13 protein-coding genes are annotated in these 12535 nt (G+C 47.3%); 5 read left to right on the forward strand and 8 right to left on the reverse strand.

What is annotated here, in order from left to right:
- Positions 1-5: 5 nt before the first annotated feature.
- From NYE42_RS04935 to NYE42_RS04960, 6 genes are all read right to left on the reverse strand, one after another.
- The gene (locus NYE42_RS04935; RefSeq protein WP_015417136.1) at positions 6-626 is read right to left on the reverse strand and encodes an SDR family oxidoreductase; all 621 of its coding nucleotides are present in this window, start codon (positions 624-626) and stop codon (positions 6-8) included.
- Between the two features lie 29 nt (positions 627-655).
- Positions 656-781 (reverse strand): hypothetical protein, encoded by a 126-nt coding sequence (locus NYE42_RS04940; protein WP_007610363.1) that lies wholly within the window; start codon positions 779-781, stop codon positions 656-658.
- Positions 782-882: 101 nt separating this feature from the next.
- Positions 883-1089, reverse strand: a complete 207-nt coding sequence (locus tag NYE42_RS04945; RefSeq protein ID WP_007409244.1) for an alpha/beta-type small acid-soluble spore protein — start codon at positions 1087-1089, stop codon at positions 883-885.
- Between the two features lie 224 nt (positions 1090-1313).
- The gene (locus NYE42_RS04950) at positions 1314-1529 is read right to left on the reverse strand and encodes a YheE family protein (RefSeq protein WP_012117190.1); all 216 of its coding nucleotides are present in this window, start codon (positions 1527-1529) and stop codon (positions 1314-1316) included.
- 82 nt (positions 1530-1611) lie between these two features.
- On the reverse strand, positions 1612-2970 hold the full coding sequence (locus tag NYE42_RS04955; RefSeq protein ID WP_007409242.1) for a YheC/YheD family protein: 1359 nt from the start codon (positions 2968-2970) through the stop codon (positions 1612-1614).
- Positions 2960-4051, reverse strand: a complete 1092-nt coding sequence (locus NYE42_RS04960) for a YheC/YheD family protein (protein ID WP_012117192.1) — start codon at positions 4049-4051, stop codon at positions 2960-2962. The genes NYE42_RS04955 and NYE42_RS04960 overlap by 11 nt, the downstream gene beginning before the upstream one ends.
- A gap of 237 nt (positions 4052-4288) precedes the next feature.
- Here NYE42_RS04960 and NYE42_RS04965 point away from each other — a divergent pair, with 237 nt between their 5' ends.
- Together NYE42_RS04965 and NYE42_RS04970 are read left to right on the forward strand one after the other, a co-directional pair.
- Complete coding sequence (locus NYE42_RS04965) at positions 4289-5422, forward strand: DUF445 family protein (protein WP_015417139.1); 1134 nt, start codon at positions 4289-4291, stop codon at positions 5420-5422.
- An 85-nt stretch (positions 5423-5507) separates the two neighbouring features.
- Complete coding sequence (locus NYE42_RS04970; RefSeq protein ID WP_014720937.1) at positions 5508-5858, forward strand: YlbF family regulator; 351 nt, start codon at positions 5508-5510, stop codon at positions 5856-5858.
- Positions 5859-5896: 38 nt separating this feature from the next.
- On the opposite strand, the gene NYE42_RS04975 is transcribed toward NYE42_RS04970, so the two are convergent.
- Positions 5897-7036: a DNA alkylation repair protein gene (locus tag NYE42_RS04975; protein ID WP_352426804.1), complete on the reverse strand. Its 1140-nt coding sequence runs from the start codon at positions 7034-7036 to the stop codon at positions 5897-5899.
- A 383-nt stretch (positions 7037-7419) separates the two neighbouring features.
- Between NYE42_RS04975 and NYE42_RS04980 the strand changes: the two genes are divergently transcribed.
- From NYE42_RS04980 to NYE42_RS04990, 3 genes are all read left to right on the forward strand, one after another.
- On the forward strand, positions 7420-8286 hold the full coding sequence (locus NYE42_RS04980) for a Cof-type HAD-IIB family hydrolase (RefSeq protein ID WP_007409237.1): 867 nt from the start codon (positions 7420-7422) through the stop codon (positions 8284-8286).
- 112 nt (positions 8287-8398) lie between these two features.
- Positions 8399-9901 carry a coproporphyrinogen III oxidase gene (locus NYE42_RS04985; RefSeq protein WP_007409236.1) on the forward strand — a complete coding sequence of 501 codons (1503 nt, stop codon included), beginning with the start codon at positions 8399-8401 and terminating at the stop codon, positions 9899-9901.
- A gap of 102 nt (positions 9902-10003) precedes the next feature.
- Positions 10004-11293, forward strand: a complete 1290-nt coding sequence (locus NYE42_RS04990; RefSeq protein WP_352426805.1) for a SidA/IucD/PvdA family monooxygenase — start codon at positions 10004-10006, stop codon at positions 11291-11293.
- Positions 11294-11318: 25 nt separating this feature from the next.
- On the opposite strand, the gene NYE42_RS04995 is transcribed toward NYE42_RS04990, so the two are convergent.
- Positions 11319-12533, reverse strand: coding sequence for a cation:proton antiporter (locus NYE42_RS04995; RefSeq protein WP_003155266.1), 1215 nt, complete (start codon positions 12531-12533; stop codon positions 11319-11321).
- Between the last annotated feature and the right edge of the window lie 2 nt (positions 12534-12535).

The raw sequence follows: 12535 nt of genomic DNA on the forward strand, positions 1-12535 counted from the left end.
TTCATTCAGTAAGCCAGTCCCACCCGTTTTCTGACAAACTGCGGGCTGATCAGCTCACGGTACAGAAAGTGCGCCGTGTCTCCGACGGTGATTTCAGCGCCGTCTTCAGGAAGGCGATCCTGTTCGAACCGGTAAACTCCGGCAGCGTCTCCGTCAGGAAGGTAGGTGGGACAGATGATCGTCCAGTCAAGATCCTCTGCCAGCAGCATTTCGTATACGCGGGCGTGTTCCTTTGCGGCTCTTGTTGATTTTCGTTTTGATTCTGCCGATTCAAACCGGTATTGATCAGGCATAAGCCGTGATTGAAGGATACCCGCGGTGCCGATCGTAATCAGACGCTGAACATGATGCCGTTTCATGCTGTCTATTATATGGGTCATAGCGGCTGAAAGGGTATCGTCACCGTCCGTGCCGAGACAGCTCACGACTGTGTCCGCTTTGGAAATCAATCGGCTTACATCTTCCCGCCGCCTCGCATTCCCTGTTATGATTTGTTTTTCAGGAATGGGAAGGACTGTTCCGGCTGATCTGACAAGAGCGAATATCTCCATGTGTCCATGTTTCTGCGCTTCTTTTATAAAAGCCTGTCCGACTCTTCCTGTTGCTCCGAGTAAAGCGATGTTCATGTAAAAAAACCTCCTCGCCGCTCATTATATCATTCAAAGCAGCGGGGAAAAGAATACCTGTGAATAAACGGGAAATGGTGGGCAACATATTCATTGACCAAAGAGACACTTACGAACTGAAACAGCTCCCAATTGACTGAGGCAATGAATGACATGTTTTCCCTCCTTTTTTCCTAGGGTATGTGGAATAGGAAAAAAGGGTGACGGCATAAAAGAAGACGCGGTATCCCGCGCCTTCTGTAAGCCATTTATTGAGTTATTGTACGCCTTGGCCGCCCATGTTCTGCTGTGCGAAAGATACTAAACGTTTCGTGATTTCTCCTCCGACAGAACCGTTTGCACGAGAAGTTGTTTCTCCGCCAAGGTTTACGCCGAACTCAGAAGCAATTTCGTATTTCATTTGGTCGATTGCTTGAGCAGCGCCGGGTACTACTAGGTTGTTTGAAGAGTTGTTGTTTGCCATTTGTATGATCTCCTTTATAAAGTAGTATGGTTGGGTTTGCTGGAATTGCACCAGCCGATGGTTTTCGGAATGAAAACCATTGCCAGCTCGGCTTCACCCAATGCTGTTTGCCGCTTTGTACTACGTATTATGGTGAATCAAACGGCATCTCATTCGGAAAACGGTGTGGTAAATAGCGGAAGGAAAAAGAAAAGCCCAGCCTGGTGCGGCTGAGCTTTTAGCTTTCAGTCATATATGTGATAAAGCATTAATTCATGCAGCTCTTTTACGAGAGCCGGCTCTTCTTTTCCCGGATGTGTGTGTCCCCATTCAATGTCTCCGGACTTATGGTAAATCCCTTCGTAATGCGTACCCTGCCAGTAAAATGAAATCCGCCATCCGGGCAGTTTCTCTTTTTTGAATAACGGTTTCCAGCTGAAGTGCGAAATCATGACGTTCACGCTCCTTATGGGAAATGTTGATCTTGTTCATTGTAGCTCATCGTTCAATGCCTGTCCCGGGTAAACCTAAAAAAAGACAGCCTCACCGCCAAAGTTTTTCCGGGGCGGTGATGGACCGTTCTGATAAATACGACGCGTATTCAAAATTTCTCCGTTTTGTCAGGTAATCGACCGATCTCAGCTTCGGATGGGAAAAAATGCTGCGCCCGGGGCGGGAATTGGCTTCAAACATCCAAACTTTCCCTGAATGATCGACGCCGAGGTCAAAACCGATTTCGCCGATAAAACCTTCAATGTGCTCATTTAACACGCGGCTGACCGCCAAGGCGGCTTTTGAAAGTTTCCGCATCATGCCGACTCTCTCTCGCGGATCGCCGTATAATTCAGCTAACGTCCTGACTTCTCCGCCGGTTGCCAGATGCGTCGTGATGCTGTTTTCACCGGAAATTTTTGCCGCAATGGCCGTCACTGTCCATTTCCCCTCGGCGTTTTTATTCGTGTGCACCCTGAAATCGACGGGGCGCCCATCCAGCCGGATCAGATCAATGCCTTGCTGAATTAAAAATGCGGACGGGTCATTGTTTTCTTTAAATGATGTCATGAAGGATGCCGCATCTGAATACTCTGCCGTCACCACCGTTTTTTCCTCATTCGTGTGTTTGACAGATAAGCCGGCATCTGTTTTTTCCACCTTATAAATCCCCGTGCCGAGTGCGCCGTCTGCAGGTTTGATATAGACGGTGCCAAACGTGCTGCATAACGTTTCTAACGCTTCCGCATTCGGGTGCAGGACAGATTTTGGCAGAAGTGAAGCGGTGAGACTGTTTTTTTCCAGAAGCTTATGAATGTCCCATTTATTAAAGAATTGCGGATTAAACCACGGAATCTGATAGTCATTCATCAGCCTTTGTTTTGTCTGCTGTAAAAGCGGAACTTCTTCCGTTTTTCGGCTCGGGAGCCTGTCATATACGACATTCGGAAGCGGGACGGCCGTCCGTTTCCAGCTGTTTTCTTTATAAATCAGCGCTTGGACGGTGCCTTCTTCCCAGTTGATCTGATGAGCCCCGAAAACGAAACAATATCCGTTCGCCTGTTCATGAAGAGAGAGCATCTTGGAAAAGAAGGCTGTACGGTCTCTTAACGGGCGGGACGGCGATGATGTGAACCCGGCTGTGAAAACGCCGATCAGCGGTCCGATGTGCACCGTCTGGCCGTGTATGAGAAAGTCAGCCCGGCTTTTATGCGGTATCAACAGCTCCTCAAACAAATCTTCAGAAAGGAGCGCGCTTTTTTCAAGTGATTGAGAAAAGGCTACACGGCATTTGACAACCTTGGTCCCGAAGGCAGCGGATAAAAGCCCTTCCCGTTTCATGGAGGAGGGGAGAAACAGCGTATTTTTGCTTTTTTTATCGATGCCGACAATCATCCCTTTATGATTCACGCGGTAATACTCCTTTCCGGCTTTCCTGTGACTGAAGTTCGCGGAAGCGTCTCAGCGGACTCGTATACAAATCCTCTTTCGCCTCCGGAGCCACGCTTAAAATAGCTTTCCGTCCCGGCTTTGAGTTGACATCCAAAAGCCAGATGCGTCCGTCTTTGGCATAACAAATATCGAGCCCCAGCTCAAACAGCGGCCCGAACCGTTCATCAAGGAAATAAGGGACGGATTGGGTGATCGAAAAGACATCATCCAATAAAACGGCCTGCTGCTTTCTCGGAATTTCCTCAAACCATGTGTCAAACTTAATCGGTTCAGATCCTCCTGGCAAATGAGATAAAAGACCGTTCTGATAACCCCTTCTGACCGCTTTTCCGACCGTTTCCCAAACGCCTGACTCAGTTTTGCGCATGAAAATGCGGATGTCGCACGGATGCCGCTCTTTATCCTGGATATTTAAGTAGGATTGAAGCAAATAGCGGTGCTGCAGCACTTTTTTGCACCAAGACTTAAAAGACACGTGATTGGAAAATGATTTTGTTTGTTTGTTTTTTCCGATATAGTAAGTGGCCGTAATTGATTTTTTGCCTGTTTCAAGCAGGATGATGCCTCTGCCTCCCGCGCCGAAAGCGGGCTTAAGTATACATGCTTTTTCCTTGGCTAAGTATGATTGCACCTGTTCATAGCGGCTGACTTCGGCCGTTTCAGGAATATAGGGACTGATCAGATGATGCTTTTGGAGCGCATCCGTGACCGTCCATTTATCAGGAAGCCCCCGGCCGATAAATTCCGTTTTCCGATATTTTTTCAGCCATTCGACGATCGGTTTGGCTTTTTGCGCTTCAGCGGATTTTCCGTAAAAACAGCGGTCGTAAATATATTCGGGAATATCGATTTCCGTTTCGTTCCACTTTCCGCTTTGCGGGTGATAGACGAGCGCTTTCACGCGCAAAGAATCCGGAAATATATCAAACGGTGTAAAGCGGGCTAAGCGCACATTATATTGAGGCGCTCTTTCAGCCAATTCCCCGGCGTAATCTTCTTCGTGCCGGCGGGATACAGACATAAAACCGAGTGTTGTCATATTATTACTCCCCCTTTATTCAAAAAGCCGCTGATGGAACGGCCCTTCCATCCAATAAATATGCTAAGCGCATCATAAAAGATGATCTACTGTAAAGAGTACGAAACAGCATCTTGCCTTATTCCTCACAAACAACAATTCAGGTTCTTCATTTGCCCGCATGCCCGCCAGCCTCTATAATACGAATAGATATATCATCAAGAAAATAGAACATAAGATGGAGGCAGAAGAAAAGGAATGGGCATAGCAGGAACGTTTCTATTTATGATTGTGATCGGAGCCGCGATCGGCGCGGTGACGAATCATCTTGCCATTCAGATGTTATTTCGTCCGTACCGGCCGTATTACCTGTTCGGAAAACGGGTTCCGTTTACGCCGGGGCTGATCCCGAAAAGGCGGGATGAATTGGCAAAACAAATGGGGCTCATGGTGACGAACCACCTTTTAACCCCGGAAGGAATAAAAAAGCGGCTTTTATCAGATACCGTTAAAAACCAGGCGCTTCTTTTCGCCGAACAATTCACACAAAAAATGGCCGCTTCCGAGATGACGGTGCACGAAGCTTTGGCCGCCGCGGGCATCCGGAATCCGCAGGAAAAGACGGATGCCTGGATTGACCGTTTTACCGATGAAAAGCTTTCGGACCTGTACCGGAAATATGAGCACCGCGCCATAAAAGACTGGCTTCCTGATGAGCTTCAGGAAAAGCTGGATGAAAAAGTCCCGATGGCCGCAGATTATATTCTAAAGCGGAGCATTGATTATTTTGAGAGCGAAGAAGGGAAAGACAGGCTCGGAAATATGATTGACGACTTTTTGAATTCCCGGGGGATGCTCGGCAGCATGGTGCAGATGTTCCTCGGCAATTCAAGCTTGGCAGACCGTGTGCTGCCTGAGCTGTTAAAGTTTTTGCGCAATGAGGAAACGAAAAAGCTTCTGGCTGATCTGCTTTCTCAAGAATGGGGCAAGCTCAAATCTTATACACTTTATGAGGCCGATGAAAAGTGGAATGCGAAAGATCTGCTGTTCAGCATGAAAAAGCGGGCTTTGGCCGCACTTCAAACCGCGCCCTTTTTCGAATGCCGGCTCGGTGACATCATCTCCCGTTATGAAGGGGAGATTACGGGAACGTACGCGCCGAAGCTGCTTGATGCGGCGCTCGGCAGTATTGCCGCTCATTTGGAGGATGTGCTGAAACGGCTGCGTCTTGAGGAAGTGGTCAAAGAGCAGGTTGATCAGTTTCCCGTTGAACGGCTGGAGGAAATGGTGCTGTCGATTTCCAAGAGAGAATTTAAGATGATAACGTATTTAGGCGGTCTGCTCGGCGGGATAATCGGAGCAATTCAGGCTTTGTTTGTCATTCTTTTCTAAGGAAAACATACGCCGATGATGAAAGTCGCTCCGCAGTCTGTTATAGTGGAGTGGTATGTCCGAAAGGAAGAAAGGAGCGGTTACTATGGCAGTTCATTTTTATGATGCAGCATATGATCTTGAAAAAGCTTTGCGAAACAGTGATGAATACAGCCGTCTGAGAGGGCTTTATGATCAAGTAAACGCAGATGAATCCGCAAAACGCATGTTTGATAACTTCCGCAATGTACAGCTGCAGCTGCAGCAGAAACAGATGTCAGGTGAAGAAATCACTCAGGAAGAAGTAGAGCAGGCACAAAAAACGGTTGCTCTCGTACAGCAGCATGAATTGATTTCTCAGCTGATGGAAGCGGAACAGCGCATGAGCATGCTGATCGGCGAGTTAAACAAAATCATTATGAAACCTCTTGAAGAGCTTTACGGCAGCCCGGAATAAGCTCCACACCCCTCCATCTATGAAATGGAGGGGTTTTTTTATTCAACAGAAAAATCAAGCGAACCTTTTACCGTACCGTTAATGATGACAGACAGAGTGTGAATTCCCCGATAATGCTTGCGGGTGGTTAAATCTTTAAGGGAATGATGTTTGCTGAAGGTTTTTACGTCTCCGTTATCCATGGCGGACTCCGACATCTTAAACACCTTGCGGCTGCGGTGCCCCCTTTTCTTTACAAAATCAATCGCGTATTCAACCCTGACTTTTTGCCGGGCGGATGAGCGGATCTGAAAAGAAAAATGTATGCTTGTTCCGATGGCGGCCGTTTCCGAATTCAGTGTAAAACGTTCCAATGAAATCCGGGAGGCGTCTTCAAACCCGAAAACCGCAAGCGCCTGTTTGTCTCCTCTTTTTAACAGTGTCCTGCAGGCGTGCTTCAAAATCCAGTCCGTGTGCGGACAGCTGCCGAACCGCTCGGCTGCGATCTCTGCCAGAAGATCCGGATGTGTTTTGGAGATGTCATTCAGGTTATTCGCCACGCTTTTTCTGACATATAACGAGTCATCCTTCATCAAGCGGTCCAGAACAGGGAGAATCGGAGAAGGATCTTCAAGAAGAGCCGGAATGGAGATTCCCCATGGCAGGCGCGGTCTTGAGCCTTCGCTGGCAAGCCTTCTGACATGTTCGTCCGGATGCTCCGTCCAGGAACGGAACTCTTTGAACATCCGCACCCGGTCAAGCCTGATAAACGGGCGGACCGCAAATTCGGAAGTGGAAAAACGAGTGAAATACTGAAGCGCCTTCATTGATTCGTCCCAGTGATCCGTTCCGTACTGTTGGACATAATCGGGAAAAATAATCCCGGCGAGCCCTGAGAAGCGGGGAGCTGTCTCATATAAGACGTCAAGCGCCCGTATGTAATCCTTCGGCAGTGTTTCATATAAAGAGTCTGTGATCCGGCGCATCCGCTGTTTTAACGTCAGTCCGGGCCAATCTTCCTGAAACATCAGCGCCCGGCACTTGTCCCGCTCAAAAGCCGGATATGCCGATTTGATTCTGTTCAGAAGTGCTTCTGCAAATTCTTCGTTATAAATATCTTTTAATAGAGACATGACAGTCACCGCTTTTTTTCTTTTATTATATGAGAATGTATGTTCCCTTGCAACTTTATCATACATTCAGCATAGATATTTCCTCTGATTTTTTTAGTTAAAAAAACCCTTGTTTTTTAACAATATAATTGAGATAATAACTCTGAAAGCGCCTACACTTACAGATGATCTAAGGATACGGTCGCCTATACTGCCTGGTATGTTAAGGGGTAGCAACAGAGAGTAAGTGAAACGAGCGCATCAACGGTCAAATAAGGGGTTCCTGATATATTTCGTAAATAGAAATACACATTGGGGAGAAGGCAGCAAATCGATCGTATCCCAACAAAACGACAGTTCAAAGTCTGCTTGAGGCAGGCTTTTTTGCTGCGGAGAAAAGGTTGTTCTAAACAAAGAGACAGGGTCATATCCTAATGACAAGTACAGTCATCAAGGAGGGGGACTTCTCTGTGTCAAAACAAATGCTGGCGTTAAATATAGACGGAGCGCTTCTTCGCTCCAACGGCAAACTTCATCAGACGACAAAGGATGCCATCGAATACGTCAAGAAAAAAGGAATTTACGTCACACTGGTCACAAACCGCCATTTTCGCTCCGCTCAAAAAGTGGCGAAAATATTAAAGCTGAATGCGAAATTGATTACCCACAGCGGCGCATACATTTCTGAAAAAATAGATGAGCCGTTTTTTGAGAAGAAAATATCAGAAGATCACACGTTTAATATCGTTCAAGTGCTGGAAAGCTATCCATGTAATATCCGGCTTCTTCACGAAAAATATTCGATCGGAAACAAGAAGAAAGTGAACTCCAATCTGGTCGGGAAAACGATGATTCATCCGTCCGACCCGATTTTTTATCCGGTGCAGTTTGTCGAATCATTAAGTGACCTGCTCCTTGATGAGCCGGTTTCAGCGCCCGTCATTGAAGTGCATGCCGAAGATGGCCTGCAGGCTGATATAACGGATACGATAATGAAAGCATTCCCGGCCGTCGATGTGATCCGCGTCAACGGAGAAAAACTGAACATCGTGCCTAAAGGGGTTTCAAAAGAAAGCGGACTTTCGATGGTCGCCGCTGATCTCGGGCTTTCAATGGAAGAGGTTGTGGCTATCGGCCATCAGGAAGATGATCTGCCGATGATCGAGCTGGCCGGTCTCGGCGTCGCGATGGGGAATGCCTCAAATGAATTAAAAAGAAAAGCGGATTGGGTGACAAGGTCAAATGATGAACAGGGAGTCGCCTATATGATTAAGGAATATTTCCGCATGCAGCACCGCAAAGGCTTTCTCGATAAGTTCCATATGAAACGGCCGTAATCAAGAGCCGCAGACGCGAAACGCCGGTCTGCGGCTTTTTCGCGGATTGATTTTAGCCTGTTCTTTCTGTACACTAAAGAAAGTTTTGAATCTGAAAAATAAGGTGATCACATTGCAAATAAAAATAGACGGCATCACGGATGACAGGCTGCATCGTCCGCTGCAAAACATCGCGAATTTATTTTTTGAAGAGTGTGTTCTTGCATACGGCGAAACGGAGGAACCCTCTGATCTCGTCATCTCACTTGCCATTTCTCAAGATGCAGACAGCGTGTCGGTATCCGGAGAAATCAAAGGAACCGGCGAAAAGGAACATCATACGAAACCGCTTCTTGCCGGATGGAGCGAAAAAGAAGTATTTAAACAGGTGAAAAATACGCTGTCATATGTCTACTTAAATCTTCTTCAATCGCATACGGGCATGACACAAAAATGGGGAATCTTAACCGGCATCAGGCCTACTAAACTTCTTCATAAAAAGCTGCAGAGCGGCCTGACAAAAGAAGAGGCGCATGCCGATCTGAAAAAAGATTATCTGATCCATGATGAAAAAATCAATCTGATGCAGGAGATTGTCGACCGTCAGCTCGCTGCGGTTCCCGATCTGTACCGGGTCAAAGATGAAGTCAGCATATATATCGGCATCCCGTTCTGCCCGACAAAATGCGCCTACTGCACGTTTCCGGCTTATGCCATTCAAGGACAGGCGGGAAGAGTCGGCTCCTTTTTATGGGGGCTTCACTATGAAATGCAGAAAATCGGAGAATGGCTGAAGCGGCATGATATCAAAGTGACGACCATTTATTTCGGCGGCGGCACGCCGACAAGCATTACCGCTGAGGAAATGGATCTTTTATATGAAGAAATGGTCCGCTCTTTCCCGGATGTCGCGAATATCAGGGAGATTACCGTTGAAGCGGGCCGACCCGACACGATTACGGAGGAAAAGCTGGCCGTTTTAAATAAGTATAAGATTGACAGAATCAGCATCAACCCGCAATCTTATGAAAACGAAACGCTTAAGGCCATCGGCAGACATCATACAGTTGAAGAAACCATCGAAAAATACCATCTTTCCCGCAAACACGGCATGAACAACATCAACATGGACCTGATCATCGGCCTGCCGGGAGAAGGGACGGCTGAGTTCAGGCACAGTCTTGAGGAAACGGAAAAGCTGATGCCTGAATCTTTGACCGTTCATACGCTTTCTTTTAAACGGGCGTCAGAAATGACGAGAAACAAGCATAAGTATAAAGTTGCCGACAGACAGGAAGTGTCCCGCATGATGGATGACGCCGTCCGCTGGACAAAAGAGCACGGCTATACGCCGTACTACTTGTACCGGCAGAAAAACATTCTCGGAAACCTTGAAAATGTCGGATACTCCTTCCCTGGTCAGGAAAGCATCTACAACATTATGATTATGGAAGAAGTGCAGACGATTATCGGTATCGGCTGCGGCGCGGCAAGCAAATTCATTCATCCGGAAACCGGAAAAATCACGCACTTCGCCAATCCGAAAGATCCGAAATCATATAATGACCGATTCGAGCATTATACAGAAGAGAAAATCAAATACTTAGATGAGATGTTCGTCAAATCTGCATTATAATATCAAAAACGGCACGGAATCAGCGTGCCGTTTTTTTTATGTTTAACCGTCTGTAAAAACGGGAAAAGACTATCAGACTGTTATTCGCAAGAGGTGCATAATATGTATGATGTCATAGGAGCGGGAATCGGGCCGTTTAATTTAGGGATTGCCGCATTGTTAGAGGATATACCCGGAACAGACGCTCTTTTTTTCGATAAAAAGAAAGAATTTGCGTGGCATCCGGGCCTGTTAATTAAAGGAACGGATTTACAGGTGGCGTTTCTGGCGGACCTGGTCACGCTCGCCGATCCGAAAAGCCGCTACACGTTTTTAAACTTTCTCCATGAACATGACCGGCTGTACCGGTTTTATACGTTTAATGAATTTGATATTCCGAGACGGGAATTTAACGACTATTTGAGCTGGACGGCTTCAGAAATCAAATCATGCCGTTTCGGCTCAGAGGTAATCGGCGTGAAAAATGCCGGCGGACATTATGACGTCAGCGTCAAGAACATTGAGGACGGAAGCATCAGTGTCTATCAAACGAAGCATTTCGTCATGGGGACGGGGTCTGAACCGCTTATTCCCGCAGAGATTGCTGCCGAAGCGCGTCAGGACACGATGGTCAGCACGGAATATTTGTTTCGGAAAGACGAGCTCGCCGGCGCCGAATCAATTACAGTGGTCGGCTCCGGACAGAGCGCCGCGGAGATCTTTTCTGACTTATTGCACGATGAAAAATACCGCCGCAGCCGGCTGCAATGGGTGACACGCTCCGCCGGATTCCGAGAATTAGAAACCGCCAAGCTCGGGCAGGAAATGTTTACACCTGATTATGTGGAATATTTTAACCGCCTGCCTTTTAAAGAACGGCTGAACACACTTCCTGAGCTGGACGGACTGCGCCACGGCATTGATTCTGACACACTTGCCGCCATTTACGATGCCCTGTATCACAGATCGATCAGCGGAGGTTCGCCTGACGTGTATATTCAGCCGATGGCGGAGCTTGAAAAAATTGAAAAGCAAAACGGGCGCTGCGTACTGAGCTTTCATCAATGGCAGATGGATGAAACCTTTACGGCCGATTCAGAAAAAGTGATATTGGCGACCGGTTTTAAACCTCATATTCCGGAATGGTTTACGGCAATTGCCCCTGATATCGAATGGGAGGATGAGAAACGGTTTAAAGTGACGGCAGATTCCCGTCTTGTCTTTAAGGACGACAGGCGGCATCATTTTTTCACATTAACGAATCTTGATCATGCTCACGGAACGGGCGCTACGAATTTGAAGCTGTCTGTTTACAGAAACCAAAAAATCATCAATACCATTCTGGGAAAAGAGCATTTCTCCATTAATAAAAAAACGGCTTTTCAGCAATTTCTTCCCGCTCAAAAAAACTGACCCCTTATGAAGAGGTCAGTTTTTTTTATGATTTCTGCGGCTTCTTTTCAGGCGTCTTCCATTTGAACACGCTGTTCAACAGGAGATATATCCGCTTCGATTCTTTCGTGAGCAAAGGGCCGAAGATGGCCAGTATCAAAACATATAAGGCGGCGAAAGGTTTAAGTGAAGCGGACAGGCCGCCGGCGATGCCGAGATTTGCGACGATAATGGAGAATTCGCCGCGTGACACAATGGTCAGCCCGATATTAGACGATGCTTTATGAGAAAGCCCCGCCCGGCGCCCGGCGATCATGCCGGCGATAAAGTTTCCGGCAATCGTCAGCAGAACGGCGCCAAGGGCAAGCCATACCGCATCTCCGAGTGAAAACGGATCAATGCTGAGACCGAAGCTGAAGAAAAACATGGCCCCGAAAAAGTCACGGAACGGCACGACAAGATGCTCAATCCTGTCAGAATGGGCCGTCTCCGAAAACACGAGTCCGAGCAAGAGCGCGCCGATCGCTTCAGCGACATGAATCGTTTCGGAAAAGCCGGCAATGAAAAAGAGCGCGGCGAAAATGACGATGACAAATACCTCGTTTGAACGGATATCAAGCAGCTTGTTCAGCAGAGGCGGCAATTTTCGGGCGGCAATGAAAAACAGCAGCATATATCCGAAAGCGATCACGATTGACATCAGCGCGCCTCCGACAGACGTCGCGTCTCCCAGAACAAGCCCGGAAACGACCGATAAGTAAACCGCCAGAAAGATATCCTCAAACATAATGATGCCGAGAATCAGCTCCGTTTCCGGATTGGCCGTGCGCTTTAAGTCAACAAGCACCTTTGCGACAATGGCGCTTGATGATATCGTGATGACGCCTGCCAATACAAGCACTTCCAAAAAGGAAAAGCCCGTGATAAAGCCGTATATCAGCCCTAAACTGAAATTAATCAGAATATAAATCGTTCCGCCGGCGGCGATTGAACGTCCGGATTTGACTAATTTTCCGACCGAGAATTCAAGCCCGAGGTAAAAGAGGAGGAACAGGACGCCCATCCGTCCGAAAAATTCAATCACTTCCCGGCTTTCGATAAACGTCAGGTCAATGATGCCCGCTTGGGGTGCGTGCGGCCCGACAAGCATTCCTAAAATGATCAGGAAGGGGATGATCGAGAATTTAATTTTATTGGCTATGACACTCGCAATGGCTACAAGAACTAACGCCGTACCGACTTCAAATACGAGATGGTCCATAA

Origin of the sequence: Bacillus sp. FSL K6-2865, from assembly GCF_040311405.1 — a bacterium.
Taxonomy (GTDB): Bacteria; Bacillota; Bacilli; order Bacillales; family Bacillaceae; genus Bacillus; species Bacillus velezensis.

Coding starts and splice junctions, on each gene's coding strand:
- NYE42_RS04935 (WP_015417136.1), bottom strand. CDS start 626: ATGAACATCGCTTTACTCGGAGCAACAGGAAGAGTCGGACAGGCTTTT.
- NYE42_RS04940 (WP_007610363.1), bottom strand. CDS start 781: ATGTCATTCATTGCCTCAGTCAATTGGGAGCTGTTTCAGTTCGTAAGT.
- NYE42_RS04945 (WP_007409244.1), bottom strand. CDS start 1,089: ATGGCAAACAACAACTCTTCAAACAACCTAGTAGTACCCGGCGCTGCT.
- NYE42_RS04960 (WP_012117192.1), bottom strand. CDS start 4,051: ATGACAACACTCGGTTTTATGTCTGTATCCCGCCGGCACGAAGAAGAT.
- NYE42_RS04965 (WP_015417139.1), top strand. CDS start 4,289: ATGGGCATAGCAGGAACGTTTCTATTTATGATTGTGATCGGAGCCGCG.
- NYE42_RS04970 (WP_014720937.1), top strand. CDS start 5,508: ATGGCAGTTCATTTTTATGATGCAGCATATGATCTTGAAAAAGCTTTG.
- NYE42_RS04975 (WP_352426804.1), bottom strand. CDS start 7,036: ATGTATGATAAAGTTGCAAGGGAACATACATTCTCATATAATAAAAGA.
- NYE42_RS04990 (WP_352426805.1), top strand. CDS start 10,004: ATGTATGATGTCATAGGAGCGGGAATCGGGCCGTTTAATTTAGGGATT.
- NYE42_RS04995 (WP_003155266.1), bottom strand. CDS start 12,533: ATGGACCATCTCGTATTTGAAGTCGGTACGGCGTTAGTTCTTGTAGCC.